Genomic DNA, 15,024 nt, shown 5'->3' with positions numbered 1-15,024 from the left:
GCCTTCCTGGCTACACCAGTTTCGAAGAGCGGCGTTTAATGCAGGGTTAGGGACGCTTCATGCTGGTCTTCATCACCAAACGCCTTTTATGGATGATCCCCTCGCTTTTTGCGATCAGCTTCCTCGCCTTCGTGCTGATCCAGTTGCCGCCGGGCGATTACGTGACGACCTATATCGCCACACTCGCCTCCTCGAATGAAATCGTTGATCAGAATACGGCGGCTCAATTGCGAGAGCGCTTCGGCCTCGATCAGCCGATGATCGTGCAATATATCAAATGGATATGGGGCATTCTGTCGCGCGGCGATTTCGGCATCTCCTTCGAATGGCAGCAGCCGGTCTCCGGTCTCATCTGGGAACGGATGGCGCTGACGCTGGTTCTGGCGCTGGCGACATTAATCGCCACCTGGGGGATTGCGCTGCCGATCGGCGTCTATTCCGCCGTCAAGAAATATTCGATCGGCGACTATCTCTTCACCGCCTTCACCTTCCTCGGCCTTGCCATTCCGTCCTTCCTGCTGGCGCTGGTGCTGATGTATGTCGCGGCCGTTGAGTTCGGCCAGGATGTCGGAGGCCTGTTTTCCTCCGAATACGAGACCGCGCCCTGGAGCATCGCCAAGATGCTCGATCTTCTCACGCATCTATGGCTGCCGGTCATCATCCTTGCCGTCTCCTCGACGGCGAGCCTCATCCGCGTCATGCGCGCCAACATGCTCGATGAGCTGCCGAAACCCTATGTGACGACGGCGCGGGCAAAGGGTCTCTCCGAATTCAGGCTGTTGGTGAAATATCCTCTCAGGATCGCCCTCAATCCGTTCATCTCGACGATCGCCTGGCTGCTACCCAACCTGATTTCCGGCTCCGTCGTGGTGGCGATCGTCCTCAATCTGCCAACGGCGGGACCGCTGCTGCTGCAGTCGCTGATGGCGCAGGACATGTATCTCGCCGGCGCCTTCGTGCTGTTGATCTGCGCACTGACGCTGATCGGCTCGCTGATCAGCGACATCCTGCTCGCGCTGGTCGATCCCCGCATCCGGTTGGAATAGGAGCCGCCCATGGCCGACATCGCCATCACAAACATTCAGCCGGACCGCGCCGCCGTCGCCTCGCAATGGCAGCTGATCTGGTGGGCCTTCCGCCGGCACAAGCTTGCCATGGTGGCCCTCGTCGTCACCGTGATCATGTATATCGTCGCTATCATCCCGGGTTTCTTCGCCATCAACGACCCGACTTTGCAAAATGCGCGGGCGACCTTTCATCCGCCACAGCAATTGCATTTCATCGATACCGACAACGGGTTCTCTCTCGGCCTGCACTATTATCCGCTGAAGCTCACCCGCGACCCGGAAACGCTGGCCGCCATCTTCAAGGAAGACAGGACGAAGCGGGTCGATGTCAGCCTGTTCGGGCGCGGCTACGAATATTCGGTGCTGGGCCTTTTCAACTCCAACATCCATCTGCTCGCCTCCTCCGACAAAACCACCCCTCTCCTGCTCTTCGGCGCCGACCGGCTTGGCCGCGATGTCTTCAGCCGGACAGTGCAGGGTTCGCAGATCTCGCTGTCGATCGGCCTGGTCGGCGTCTTCTTCTCGCTGCTGCTCGGCATCGTGCTCGGCGGCATTTCCGGCTATTACGGCGGCCGGCTCGATTTCCTCATCCAGCGATTGATCGATTTCGTGCTGTCGCTGCCGACGATCCCGATCTGGCTCGCCATGGCCGCGGCACTGCCGCAGGGCTGGCCCGCAGCACTGCAATACATGATGATCACCATCATCCTGTCGCTGACCGGCTGGGCGCAGCTCGCCCGCGTCGTCCGGGGCCGTTTCCTGTCGCTTCGCACGGAGGAATTCGTGGCCGCGGCAAGGCTCGACGGCGCCCGCGAGAGCCGGATCATCTTTCGTCACATGCTGCCGAGCTTTGCCAGCCATATCATCGCCTCGATCACGCTCGCCGTGCCGGCGATGATCCTTGCGGAGACATCGCTCTCTTTCCTCGGACTCGGCCTGCAACCGCCGACCATCTCCTGGGGCGTGTTGCTGCGCGAGGCCCAGAACATCCGCTCGATCGCCACGGCGCCATGGCTCTTCATGCCCGGCCTTGCCGTCGTCATCGCCGTCATGGCGCTCAACCTTCTCGGCGATGGCCTGCGCGATGCGGCCGACCCCTATAACAAATGAGGCCGGCATGACCGATATCGTTTCCATGACGGGCGTCAGGCCGCTTCTTCAGGTGAAGAACCTGAGCGTCGACTTTCCCTTGCGCACCGGCAATTTCCGCGCGGTCGACAACCTCTCCTTCTCGATCGAACCGGGAAAGACGCTCTGCGTCGTCGGCGAGAGCGGATCCGGCAAGTCGGTGACGGCGCGCTCGATCCTGCAGATCGTCGATGCGCCCGGCCGCATCGCCAGCGGCTCCATCGTCCTGAACGGTTCGGACGGAAGCTCCATCGATATCGTCGGCCTCAATCCGCGCGGCCGACAGATCCGCGCTATCCGCGGCCGCGACATCGCCATGATCTTCCAGGAGCCGATGGCCTCGCTCTCGCCGGTGCACACGGTCGGCGACCAGATCATCGAGGCGCTTCGCCTGCACACCAGAATGAGCAAGGCGGAAGCTCGCGCGGAAGCCATATCGCTGCTCGGTCAGGTGGAGATTCCAACTCCGGACAAAGCGGTGGACCGATACACATTTCAGTATTCGGGCGGCATGCGCCAGCGCGCCATGATCGCCATGGCGCTTGCCTGCAAACCGCAGCTTCTGATCGCCGACGAGCCGACCACGGCGCTCGATGTGACCACCCAGGCTGAAATCCTCGACCTGATCGCCCGACTGCAAAAGGCCTATGGCATGGCGGTGCTGTTCATCACCCATGACATGGGCGTCGTGGCGCAGATCGCCGATGACGTGCTGGTCATGCACAATGGCGTCGCCAAGGAATATGCGCCGGTCGAGCAGATCTTTCACGCGCCGAAGGACGACTATACGCGCATGCTGATCGGCTCCGTCCTGAAGCTTGAGGAGAAGGCCGAGATCAGGCTGGCGCGGCCGCCGCTCGACAGGACGGCAGCGCCCATTCTTGAGCTGCGCAATGTGTCGATGGCCTTCGGTGAAGTCAGGGCGCTCGATGATATCTCCATATCGCTGCTCCCCGGCGAAACGCTGGGGATCGTCGGCGAGAGCGGCTCGGGCAAGACCACTATGGGCCGCTCGATCATGCGCCTTCTCGACCCAACAGCGGGCGAAATCCTCTATCGCCGCGCCGATGGCGGTATCGTCGATCTGGCGACCGCGAAGGGGGAAAGCCTGGCGGCTGCGCGCCGCGAATTGCGCATGGTCTTCCAGGACCCTTTCGGTTCCCTCAATCCGCGCATGACCGTCTCGCAGATCATCGGCGAGCCGCTGCTCGTCAACAGTATTGCCAAGGGCCGGGCGCTGGACGAGCGCGTTTGCGACCTGATGGAACAGGTGGGCCTAGACCCGAAGACGCGCGAACGATACCCGCATGCTTTTTCCGGAGGCCAGCGCCAACGCATCGGCATTGCCCGCGCCATCACCCTCAACCCACGGATCATCGTCGCCGACGAGGCGACATCGGCGCTCGACGTATCCGTCCGCTCCCAGGTGCTCGACCTCCTGATGCGGCTGCAGGACAAGCTCGGCCTCGCCTATATCTTCATCAGCCACGACATCGGCGTCATCCGCTACATGTGCGACCGCGTGGGCGTGATGTACAAGGGCCGGCTTGTCGAAGTCGGCGATGCGGACAAGGTCTGCAACACGCCCGAGCACGCCTATACGCAAGCACTCATCTCCGCCATTCCCCGCCCAGATCCGCGTGATCGGGATCACTCGCGCCGTTTCCGCTACGTCGAACCGGACGTGCTGAAAAACGGCAGTGCCGCGTGACAAGGATCGCGCCGATACCCCCTCATGTGCGGAGCTCCCTTCCGCACCATGACTGTTGCAATTGATAGAAGGACAGACAGATGAAGATCGACCGCATGCGGGTTTTCATGACCCGGGACAAGGACCGCCCCCGCGTTATCGTCGCACTCGACACGGATGATGGCCTGACGGGCTGGGGCGAATGCTACAATCACGGTCCCGATAAGGCCTTGCCACCCATTCTCGATTATCTCTACGGTTTCCTCTCCGGCCAGGACCCGACGCGCATCGACTATCTGGTGAACCTGCTGATCCAGCAAAGCCGTTTTCCGCCGGGCGCGCTCGGCCTTTCCGCCATCTCGGCGCTCGATCATTGCCTGTGGGATCTCTCCGCCAAGGCCGCGAATGTTCCGGTCTACAAGCTGCTCGGCGGCGCCGTGCGCGACCGCGTCAAGGTCTATGCCGGCGTCTATACCGCGCCGGATGCGCCCGCCGCCCGCGACGAATTCGATCGTCTCAACGCCGAATGGGGCTTCACCGCCTTCAAGCTCAGCCCCTGGCGCGTCGACATCCACGCCCATCGCTGGGGCAATGTCGTCAAGGCGTCGGCGGATTATTTCCGCTCGCTACGCGAGACCGTGCGCGACGACTACGAGATCGCCTTCGATGCGCATGCGCAGATTTTCGAGCCGGTCGCCGCAAGGCAGCTCGGCAATGCTTTGGCACCCTACGATCCGCTGTTTTATGAAGAACCGCTGCGTCCGGAGAATATCGACATGTGGGGCGACCTCAAGCAGGGGCTGAACTGCGTTCTCGCTACCGGGGAGTCGCTCTACAATCGCAACGAATTCCTGCGCCTGCTTCAGGTCAAGGGTGCCGACCTGATCCAGCCCGACATCTGTGTCGTCGGCGGCATCAGCGAAATGCGGCGTATCGCGACCCTTGCCGAAGCCTATTTCGTCGGCGTGGCGCCGCACAATCCGATGGGGCCGCTGGCAACCGCCGTCAACGTGCACTTCTCGGCCGCCACGCAGAACTTCCGCATCCTCGAATACCGCCTACCGAAGGGCCAAGCCTATGTCTATGGCGGCAAGGATATCGAAAAGCGACAGGGCGAAACGCGCTATGTCGTCGACCCCTATCTGCCGAAAGACGGCTATCTGGAGCTCAGGCCCGATAGGCCCGGCTGGGGTGTCGAGATGGATGAAAAGGCAATGGAAGAGGAAGGCTACATCCATTGGCAGCGCCGTGTCCCGAAACGCCCTGACGGCTCCTATGCCTTTGCCTAAGTGATCGGTTGGGCCGGCATGCTGCCTCGATGGCCACCATGCCGGCTCGGCTCGCACCTAAAGCGAGCCTGTAAAGATTGGATTCAGTCTTTTTTGGTAATTGTCCGTTAGCAATACGAGCTGGTGAACTCCCGACGGCATCGATTGTGCTGTCGATCCTTGTTTTGCGTGCGGGCTCCTATGCGTATTTCGGCTGTATCAGCAATCCTTCTCGCCGCCCTGGCATTGTCAGGTTGCTCCACCAGTTCCGGTGCGGACGACCTCGCAGCCGGTCTACCATCAGCCGAAACGACAAATTCCATTACTCGGGCGAGCGGCCCTGTCCCTTCGGTCAGTATCGGCGAGGTGATTGCGCAGGCGGAACAGCAGCAGGGCCTATATGCTGCGCCAGCGCCAGGCCCACGCCCGCAAGCGTTCCTGTCGGTGAGCAAGACGGAGAGCACCCCGCTTCCCGCGGAAAGGCCGGTGGCCTTGTTGATGCCCGCCAACCCCAGGATCAGCAGCATAGCGCCGCAAGCGCGTTCGCCGATCTATAGCCACCGTTTCCGCGACGCAAAACCCATCAATTTTGGCCCTTCTTCACCGAGAAAGCTCGCCGTTCACGGCGTCGACGTGTCTCGCTGGCAGGGCGAGATCGACTGGGGGACACTGCGAACGCAGGGCGCCAACTTCGTCTACATCAAAGCAACCGACGGCGGCGATCATCTCGACCCGATGTTTATGAAGAACTGGCGCAGAGCCAAGGAAGCCGGGCTGAAGCGCGGTGCCTATCACTTCTTCTACTGGTGCCGGACCGCAGGCGAACAGGCAGACTGGTTCATCCGCAACGTTCCGAGGGAAGCGGGCGCATTGCCGCCGGTGATCGACGTCGAGTGGAACGGCGAATCGAGCTGCAAGCAGCGCGTCTCGCGCGAGCGTGTCCTCGATAAGATGCAGGTCTTCATGGACAAGCTGGAGCGGTACTACGGCCAGCGTCCGATCATCTACACCGCGCCGGACTTCTATCGCGACAATCTGAGGGGCGCGTTTCTCAACTATCCCTTCTGGCTGCGCGCGGTGGCCGAACATCCGTCAAAGGTCTATCCGGGCCGCAAATGGCTGTTCTGGCAATATTCAGGCTCCGGCCTGTCACACGGCGTCGAAGGTCGCATTGACCTCAATGCCTTCCACGGCAGCGAGGAAGAATGGCACAAATGGGTAGCGACGAACTAAGCCAGGCAACCATCCGGTAGCGACGGACGACAGTCGAGCCAACCACCTCAATATTGCGTGAAATCGCCGGTTTCCGACTGCAACAACGTCAACGGATAGCGGGCCGGATGGTGCACGAGCGCCGTCATGTTCACCGGCCGATTGCGATCGTCGAAGGCGATCTGGTCGACGGTCAGAACAGCGGCTGGCGGCGTAAGCTCCAGGATAGCCGTTTCTTCATCGGTAGCGATGCGCGCGCTCAGCGTCGTCTGTCCACGCTTCGGATAAATCCGGTAGCGTTCGCGCAATTCCGCATAGAGAGAACGATTGGCAACGCCCCAGTCGAGATCCAGAAGGCCGGCGACGCGGCCGGCGGGAATCCAGTCGGTCTGGATGACCGCCGGTATATTGTCGATCAGACGTAATCTGGTCAGCACGACCACCTCCGCACCGGGCGCGAGGAACAGCGGGCGGCTTATGTCAAGCGGCGCACGAACGATGCTGGCTTCGATCAGGCGATGACCGGGATTGCGGCCGTTGGCCAAGGCGGTGCTGGTAAAACTCTTCAGAACCTGCAACTCGAAGCCGCCGCCGTGCTCGGTGACATAGAGCCCCTTGCCCGGCTGGCTTTGCACCACGCCCTGCTGGATTAATTCGCGGATCGCATGGCGGACCGTGATGCGGCTGACATTGTAGAGATCGACAAGCTCGCGCTCGGACGGCAGCTTGCCGCGCAAGGGAAGCTTGCCGTCGCGGATGGATGCCAGCAGGGCTTCGTAGACTTGCTTATGAAGCGGGCGCGGATCGCCTCGATCAACCATGTCTTGTGTTTCAATCAACGTTCCCTTGCTCTGGCGCGTGTTCAAATGCCGTTTCCCTCGCGACCTCATTCAGGCCTTCGCCATCTTTGACGCAAATCTCATGAAAGTCCATATTGACATGACTGGTCATAACCAGTCCTATTAACGTCAAGGAGCCGTAGAGTTCCGCACGATGCCGAAGCGTTATCACAATCAAGGGAACAGTTCATGTTTAAGAAAAGCCTTGCTGCCCTCTCGCTCTGCGCCGGCCTTTGGACGGTCTCGGCGCACGCCGAGACGATCTCCGTCTTCTGCGCCCCGACGGAATTCGAATTGTGCACCAACGTCGCCAATGCCTGGAAGGAGAAGACAGGCAACGAGGCGAAGATCAACAAGATGCCCGCGTTGCTGGACGATGCGATCCCGCTCTATCAGCAGCTGCTTGCGGCGAAATCGACCGATGTCGACGTCCTGTTTCTCGACGTCATCTGGCTCGGCATGTTCAAGAGCAACCTGCTCGACCTCAAGACGCTAGTCCCACAGGCCGATCAGGACAAGCATTTCGCCTCGACGCTCAATGCCGCGAAACTGGGCGGCAATCTCGTCGCCATGCCCGCCTATATGGATGTCGGGCTGATGTTCTACCGCAAGGATCTTCTGGAGAAATACGGCAAGCAGCCGCCCAAGACCTGGGATGAATTGGCGGCGACCGCCAAGGAAATTCAGGACAAGGAGCGCGCGACCGGCCACGGCGACATGTGGGGCTATGCCTGGCAGGCAAAGAGCTATGAAGGGCTGACCTGCGACGCCATCGAACTCATCGCCTCGAATGGCGGCGGCACGATCATTTCCGACGACGGCAAGGTGACGATCGACAATCCCCAGGCCGCCGAAGCGATCGGTAAGGCCAAGGGCTGGATAGGCTCGATCAGCCCGGATGGCGTGCTGAACTATGACGAGGAAGCATCACGAGCGATCTTCGAATCCGGCAACGCAGTCTTCCACCGCAACTGGCCCTATGTCTGGGGCACATCGCACCAGGCGGGAAGCGCCATCATCGACAAGGTCGGCGTCATGCCGCTGCCGGTCGGCAAGGAAGGCCAGAAGTCCAGCGGTTGCCTGGGGCCGATGTATTACGGTGTGTCGAAATACTCCGCCAAGCCGAAGGTCGCCGCCGACTTCGTCAACTTCATCACCGGCCCCGACATGCAGAAGATGCGGGCGCTCAAGGATGCGGTCAATCCGTCCATCCCGGCGCTCTATAGCGATCCCGAGATCCTGGCCAAGATCCCCTTCCTCAAGGACAACCAGCAGGCCTTCGCCGACAGCGCCGTGCGCCCGTCGGGCTACACCGGCACCAGCTACAACCGGGTGTCGCAGGCCTTCTATCGCACCGTCCATGACATGCTGTCCGGTGGCGCCGACATCAAACCGGGCCTGACGTCGCTTGCAGGCCGACTTGAAAAACTCAAGGAAAGCCGCTGACACCAGCTTGAGCACCGGCGGGAAGATCTGTTTTCCCGCCCGCCAAACGCGCCGCTGTCTCGCCGCCACCTGGAGGTGGCGAGCCTTCCATGATCATAAGGCCCGGGTGTAAAATGGCATCGGTTTCGCTTGAATCCGTTTCGAAGAACTTTGGTACGCATAGCGTCATTCAAGACGTCAACCTCCAGATCAACGACGGCGAATTCGTCGTCTTCGTCGGTCCTTCCGGCTGCGGCAAGTCGACGCTTCTGCGTATCGTCGCCGGGCTCATCTCGGCATCGAAGGGCGTGGTCAGTATCGGGGGCGACGACGTCACCGATGTGCCCGCCTCCAGGCGCGGCGTAGCCTTCGTCTTTCAGTCCTACGCGCTCTATCCGCATATGAGCGTTGCGCGCAACATCGGCTTTGCCCTGGAAACCCTGGGCATGGGTCGCGAGGCGATCCGGCAGAAAGTGTCGTCGGTCGCGCGCATGCTGAAGGTCGATCATCTGCTCGAGCGCCGGCCGCGAGAACTGTCCGGCGGCCAGCGCCAGCGTGTGGCGATCGGCCGGGCGCTGGTGCGCCAGCCGGAGATATTCCTTTTCGACGAGCCGCTTTCCAACCTCGATTCCGACTTGCGGATGGAAATGCGTATGGAGATCGCCAAGCTCCATGACGATCTCAAGACGACGATGATCTATGTGACGCATGATCAGTCGGAGGCCATGACGCTCGCAGACAGGATCGTCGTTCTCAACCATGGCCGTATCGAGCAGATCGGAACGCCGCAAGAGCTTTATCACGCGCCGGACAATCGCTTCGTGGCGGGATTTATCGGCAGTCCGCGCATGAATTTTCTGCCCGTCGCGATGCGTCAGGCGGCGGGTGCCGACCGGATCGAAGGCCCCGGCGGCCTTTCCATCGGCGCGGCGGTAGAAGCATCGGCCGAGCCCGTCGCCGCGATCGGTATCCGGCCGGAAGCGCTGCGCCTCGTCGACGCGCTTGAGGGTCGCATCGTCGGCACGCTGGAGCGTGTCGAGGATCTGGGGCACGAGCATTTCGGCTATTGCCGCATCGCGGACGATGTCATCTGGGTGATCCGGCTTGCGACAGCACCTGCGCAGCATCTCATCGGCAAGCCGGTCGGATTGGATTTTTCCGACACGGCGATGTTTGTCTTCGATGCCGAGGGCAAGCGCCTGGCGCTGGATAGTCCGGAGGCAACCGATCGATGAGTGCTCGACTTGCCCGCCGGGATCACCGGGCCGCATGGCTGTTTCTCATTCCCATCATCGTGGTGATGCTGGTCGTCGCCCTCTGGCCGCTCGCCCGCACCTTCTTCTTCGCCTTCACCGACGCTTACCTCGACAATCCCTCCGCCTATTCCATGATCGGCTTCGATAATTTCATCGAGGTCATCCAGGATCATGGCTGGTGGGTTGCCGTTAAAAACACCCTCGTCTTCACGGTGATTTCCGTTGCGATCGAAACGGTTCTCGGCATCGCCATCGCGCTTCTCGTCAACGAGGCGATTCCCGGCCGGGGGCTTGCCCGCGCCGCCATTCTCGTTCCCTGGGCGATCCCCGTCGTCGTTTCGACCAAGATTTGGGAATGGATGCTCAACGACCAGTTCGGCGTGATCAACAAGCTGCTCATAGAACTGGGCTTGATCGACCATGGCATTGCCTGGACGGCCAACAGCTCGCTCATCATGGGTGCCGTCATCTTCGTTGATGTCTGGATGACCACGCCCTTCATGGTGCTTCTGATCCTCGCCGGCCTGCAGCTGATCTCGCCGGAGATCTTCGAGGCAGCGGAGGTGGATGGCATTCCAGCCTGGAAACGCTTCTGGTCGATCACCCTACCGATGCTACGGCCGGCAATCGGCGTGGCAGTGCTGTTTCGCGTGCTCGATGCGCTCAGAATGTTCGACCTTGCCTATGTCATGGCCGCAAGCAACGAGAATGTCATGACCGTATCGATCTACGCCCGCGACAGGCTGATCAGTTTTCAGGAACTCGGCGTCGGTTCGGCCGCATCGACCTGGGTATTCCTGCTCGTGGCACTTGCCGCGATCATCATCATCGGGGTGCTTCGCCTCGACCGGGCAGCGGGGCACTGACGCAAATGGCAGACGCAATTACGCAAAGGTCCGGTATCGAAAGACCCCAGCGCAAATCGTCCTCCTATTATCGAATGAGACGACGGTGCGTCAGAGGCCTGCAGATCGTGGCCCTCCTGTTCGTGCTCTTCTACACGCTCTTTCCCTACTACTGGGCTTTCGTCTCCTCGACCAAGCAAGGTGCTGCGCTTTACCACTCGGCCCTTCTGCCGGCCTTCGATTTCACCTACTACCGGCAACTGATCGACAATCCGGTGTTCATGCGGTCCCTTTTGAATTCCGTCTATGTCGCTACGACAACGACCTTCCTGTCGCTTGTCATCGGGTTGAGCGCCGCCTATGCGCTCGGCCGGATCGACTTTCCGCAGCGGCGCGCGATGCTGATGATCGTGCTGATGGTCTCGATCTTCCCGCAGGTGGTCGTGCTGTCGGGCATGTTCGAACTGATCAACTGGTTGGGGCTCTTCAATCGCCCGAGCGCGCTGGTGCTGACCTATCTGCTGTCGACCGTGCCGTTCACCACCTGGATCCTGACGACCTTCATCCGCGAATTCCCGCGCGAGTTGGAGGAGGCGGCGATCATCGACGGCTGCTCGCATTTCCGGATTCTCATGAAGATTCTCCTGCCGCTGATGGGGCCGTCGCTTGCCAGCACCGGCATCCTCGCCTTCATCCTCGCCTGGAACGAATTCCTCTTCGCCCTCACCTTCACCCTCACCGACGAAAACCGCACCGTGCCGGTCGCCATCGGCCTGATTGCTGGCACCAGCCGCTTCGAATATCCCTTCGGGCAGATCATGGCAGCCTCGGTCACAGTGACGCTACCCCTCATCATCGTGGTCCTGCTCTTCCAGAGGCGGATCGTCGCCGGCTTGACGGCCGGTGCCGTAAAAGGCTGATGAGACAAAGGATCGACCGATGGACATGCTTGTTAAGCTCTACGAATTGAAGCCGGACCCGGCGCTGCAGAAGCGTATGGAGAGCGAGGGGATCGTCATCCGCCGCGTGCTGGCGCCGGAACTTGGCGCGCTGACCGCTTGGATCCAGCCGCTGTTCGGCGCGGGCTGGGCGGCGGAGGCGACGGCCGCCACCATGCGCCAGCCGCCGACCTGCTTTATCGCCGTCAAGGATGGCGTGCTGGTTGGCTTTGCCTGCCATGACGCCACCGCGAAGGGCTTCTTCGGGCCGACCGGCGTTGACCTGTCGATGCGCGGCAAAGGCATCGGCCAAGCTCTCCTTTTAGCGACACTTCTGGACATGCATGCCCAGGGTTACGCCTATGGCGTGATCGGCGGCGCCGGCCCGATGGAGTTCTATCGCCGGAGCGTCGGCGCGATCCAGATCGAAGGCTCAGTCCCCGGCATTTATCGCGGCATGCTGCCACTTGCCAATCCGAGCGAAGTGTCGAAATCCGACTGACATCGATGCCACCACGATTGGAAAAAAAATGAACGCCGCCTGGCGAAGGTCTCATCCAGGCGGCGTTGTTTCATACATGAGCCCTGAGAGGCGGAGTACGGATCGCTCCGCTTAGCTTCTCGGCTTCAGGTTTTCCGCATCATACAGCGGCTTGTAGCCGATGCTCACAACCTCGACCGGATAGGTCTCGCCGAAATATTCGACGTTCAGCTTGCGGCCTTCCTGGCAATAGGCCCAGGGAAGGTAGGCAAGCGCGATGTTCTTGCCGATCGTCGGGCCGAAGGCGATGGAGGTCGTGTAGGAACGGCGGCCGAGCTCATCGATCAGCACCTTGCCTGTTTCCGGGTCCATGACCGGGAGATTGCCGAGCGGATAGCGCTTGACGCCGCTTTTGTCGGTGTTCTCCGTCATGACCAGCGTGCAAAGCATGGCCGGCTGATGCTCGCGAGCCTTGTACTCCAGATGCTTTGCCTTGCCACGGAAGTCAGCTTCCTTGACCTTCGGACGGGCAAGATCCGCCTCGATCAGATTGTACTGCGTCAAGAGGTCTGCGTTCTGCAGGCGCAGACTCTTTTCCATGCGACGCGAATTCGCATAGGTCTCGACACCGAAGGCCATCACGCCGGTGGAGCGTAGAGCATCCCAGACGGCAAGGCCGTCCTCGTACTTCATGTGCAGTTCCCAGCCCTGCTCACCGACATAGGAGATGCGGAAGGCGGTAACGGTCTTGCCGCCGATCTCAATCTGCTTGATCGCCGCGAAGGGGAAGTTTTCCGCATCGAGCCCGGCTGGATCGGCCACCACCTTCTTCAGCGTCTCGCGGGCATTCGGCCCCCAGATGCCGACGGTGATGAACTTCTCGGTGACGTCGGTGATGGTGACGTCAAGTCCCCGGTCCTCGGCGACACGGCGCATATAGTGGAAATCGCGCGGGCCGGCATCGGCACCGTTGATCAACCGGCAGCGGTCGGCCATGCGGATGACGGTAAAGTCGGCGCGCACCATGCCCTCGTCGTCGAGGAAGTGGGTGTAGATACCCTTGCCGATATTGCCATCGCCGCCGATCTTTGCGGCGCAAAGCCATTCGAGCAGCTCGACATGATCAGGCCCCTCAATGTCGACCATGTGGAAATGCGAGAGATTGACGATACCGCAATCTTCGCTCATCGCCAGATGCTCGGCGTTGGAGACGCGCCAGAAGTGGCGGCTGTCCCACTCGTTCTGACGCACCGGCACGCGATCGCCATACTTCTCTAGCAGGTGCTCGTTCGCGGCATAACCATGCGCGCGCTCCCAGCCCCCGAGCTCCATGAAATAGCCGCCAAGCTCCTTCTCGCGCTCGTGGAAAGGCGAACGCTTGACGTTGCGGCCCGAGGCGTAGGGTTCGCGCGTATGCACGGCCGGGAAGTAGATCTTCTGGGCGGCTTCGTAGCAGCGGCTCTCGATAAACTCTTCGGTCAGCTGGTGCGGATAGAAGCGCGCGTAGTCGATGCTGTTGTGGTCGATCTCGGTACGACCGTCGGTCATCCAGTCCGCGATGAGCTTGCCGTAGCCCGGACCGTCCTTCACCCAGATGGCGACGCAGTACCAGAGGCCGCGCACCTTCTGGCTTTCGCCACAGGACGGACCGCCGGCGGCGGAAACCTGCAGCAGGCCGTTGAAGGAATGGCCCTCATTATAGCCGAGCTCGCCGAGGATCGGCGTCAGTTCCATGGCGCGCTCGAGCGGCTCGATGATCTGTTCCATCTCAAGGTCGCGCTGCGACGGCGACAGACGGGCCTCGTGCTTTTCAAGAATGTCGCGCGGGTGGCAGAGGCGAGGATTGGTGGTCTCGTAATAACCCCACTCGATCTGGCCGCCTTCCGTCGTCTTCGGATCGCCGGTGTCGCGCATATAGGCGGAATTGCCCTGGTCTCTGAGCAGCGGAAAGCCGATGTCCTTACCCGTACCTTCGAACTCATTATAAGGACCGAAGAAGGTGAGCGGATGATCCACCGGCATGACCGGCAGGTCTTCGCCAACCATCTCGGCGATCAGGCGGCCCCAGATGCCGGCACAGACGATGACATGGTCCGCCATGATCGTACCGCGATGCGTGACCACCCCCTTGATGCGGCCACCCTCGACGATCAACGACTGCGCGGGCGTGTTGCCAAATACCTTCAGCTTGCCGGACTTCTCGGCCGCATCCACCAGCTTGCCGGCGACGGTCTGCGAGCGCGGGACGACGAGGCCGGCATCCGGATCGAACATACCGCCCTGCACCTGATCTTCCTCGATCAGCGGGAACATTTCCTTGATCTCGGAAGGGGTGACGAGCCGAACATTGGTACCGAAGGCCTTACCGGAGGAAGCCTTGCGCCTGATCTCTTCCATCCAGGTGTCGTCACCCGTGCGGGCAACCTCAAGACCGCCAATGCGGGCGTAGTGTCCCATCTTCTCGAAAAAATCGATCGAATACTGCGTGGTCCAGACCGAGAGATAGTCGTGGCTGGTGGTGTAACAGAAATCGGAAGCATGCGCCGTCGAGCCGATATCGGTCGGGATGCCGGACTTATCGATACCGACGATATCGTCCCATCCGCGCTCAATCAGATGATGCGCGATCGATGCGCCAACGATACCGCCGAGGCCGATGATGACGACCTTGGCCTTCTGGGGAAACTCTGCCATTGCTTGCGACTCCGAACTTTGGATTTGCCGAGACCTTAGCGCGAGCGGCGACGTCATCGGTGCTTTTCTGCGACATTATCAAAATGCATCACGACCAGCCCACGGGTATATGGCCGCAAAAGATTTTCAAGTTCTGACATCAGATGTCGAATAGCGATAGATCGTCTGAGCACGTCGGGTT

At 60.9% G+C, this 15,024-nt stretch carries 12 protein-coding genes; 10 read left to right on the top strand and 2 right to left on the bottom strand.

What is annotated here, in order from left to right:
* Nucleotides 1-59 precede the first annotated feature (59 nt).
* The 5 genes from AC1RO0_RS16645 (at nucleotide 60) to AC1RO0_RS16625 (ending at nucleotide 6,386) form a co-directional block, all read left to right on the top strand.
* On the top strand, nucleotides 60-1,046 hold the full coding sequence (locus AC1RO0_RS16645) for an ABC transporter permease (protein ID WP_498593989.1): 987 nt from the start codon (nucleotides 60-62) through the stop codon (nucleotides 1,044-1,046).
* Nucleotides 1,047-1,055: 9 nt separating this feature from the next.
* The gene (locus AC1RO0_RS16640) at nucleotides 1,056-2,177 is read left to right on the top strand and encodes an ABC transporter permease (RefSeq protein ID WP_498593988.1); all 1,122 of its coding nucleotides are present in this window, start codon (nucleotides 1,056-1,058) and stop codon (nucleotides 2,175-2,177) included.
* Between the two features lie 7 nt (nucleotides 2,178-2,184).
* Nucleotides 2,185-3,906, top strand: coding sequence for an ABC transporter ATP-binding protein (locus tag AC1RO0_RS16635; protein ID WP_498593987.1), 1,722 nt, complete (start codon nucleotides 2,185-2,187; stop codon nucleotides 3,904-3,906).
* An 80-nt stretch (nucleotides 3,907-3,986) separates the two neighbouring features.
* Complete coding sequence (locus AC1RO0_RS16630; RefSeq protein WP_007690404.1) at nucleotides 3,987-5,174, top strand: galactarate dehydratase; 1,188 nt, start codon at nucleotides 3,987-3,989, stop codon at nucleotides 5,172-5,174.
* Between the two features lie 180 nt (nucleotides 5,175-5,354).
* Nucleotides 5,355-6,386 (top strand): glycoside hydrolase family 25 protein, encoded by a 1,032-nt coding sequence (locus AC1RO0_RS16625; RefSeq protein WP_498593986.1) that lies wholly within the window; start codon nucleotides 5,355-5,357, stop codon nucleotides 6,384-6,386.
* Between the two features lie 47 nt (nucleotides 6,387-6,433).
* Here the strand turns inward: AC1RO0_RS16625 and AC1RO0_RS16620 are convergent, their stop codons facing one another.
* A complete protein-coding gene (locus tag AC1RO0_RS16620) occupies nucleotides 6,434-7,186 on the bottom strand; it encodes a GntR family transcriptional regulator (protein ID WP_034522229.1) in 753 nt (250 codons plus the stop codon).
* A 207-nt stretch (nucleotides 7,187-7,393) separates the two neighbouring features.
* Here AC1RO0_RS16620 and AC1RO0_RS16615 point away from each other — a divergent pair, with 207 nt between their 5' ends.
* From AC1RO0_RS16615 to AC1RO0_RS16595, 5 genes are all read left to right on the top strand, one after another.
* Nucleotides 7,394-8,650 carry an ABC transporter substrate-binding protein gene (locus AC1RO0_RS16615; RefSeq protein WP_498593985.1) on the top strand — a complete coding sequence of 419 codons (1,257 nt, stop codon included), beginning with the start codon at nucleotides 7,394-7,396 and terminating at the stop codon, nucleotides 8,648-8,650.
* A gap of 113 nt (nucleotides 8,651-8,763) precedes the next feature.
* Nucleotides 8,764-9,864, top strand: coding sequence for an ABC transporter ATP-binding protein (locus AC1RO0_RS16610; protein ID WP_498593984.1), 1,101 nt, complete (start codon nucleotides 8,764-8,766; stop codon nucleotides 9,862-9,864).
* Nucleotides 9,861-10,751, top strand: a complete 891-nt coding sequence (locus tag AC1RO0_RS16605; RefSeq protein ID WP_498593983.1) for a carbohydrate ABC transporter permease — start codon at nucleotides 9,861-9,863, stop codon at nucleotides 10,749-10,751. Before AC1RO0_RS16610 ends, AC1RO0_RS16605 begins: the two co-directional genes overlap by 4 nt.
* A gap of 5 nt (nucleotides 10,752-10,756) precedes the next feature.
* Nucleotides 10,757-11,650, top strand: coding sequence for a carbohydrate ABC transporter permease (locus tag AC1RO0_RS16600; RefSeq protein WP_498593982.1), 894 nt, complete (start codon nucleotides 10,757-10,759; stop codon nucleotides 11,648-11,650).
* A 19-nt stretch (nucleotides 11,651-11,669) separates the two neighbouring features.
* The gene (locus tag AC1RO0_RS16595; RefSeq protein WP_498593981.1) at nucleotides 11,670-12,170 is read left to right on the top strand and encodes a GNAT family N-acetyltransferase; all 501 of its coding nucleotides are present in this window, start codon (nucleotides 11,670-11,672) and stop codon (nucleotides 12,168-12,170) included.
* Between the two features lie 111 nt (nucleotides 12,171-12,281).
* Here the strand turns inward: AC1RO0_RS16595 and AC1RO0_RS16590 are convergent, their stop codons facing one another.
* Nucleotides 12,282-14,843, bottom strand: a complete 2,562-nt coding sequence (locus AC1RO0_RS16590) for a GcvT family protein (RefSeq protein WP_498593980.1) — start codon at nucleotides 14,841-14,843, stop codon at nucleotides 12,282-12,284.
* Between the last annotated feature and the right edge of the window lie 181 nt (nucleotides 14,844-15,024).

The organism is Rhizobium sp. GW821-FHT14E12, from assembly GCF_058803745.1.
This window is presented reverse-complemented; position numbering and strand designations above follow the sequence as displayed.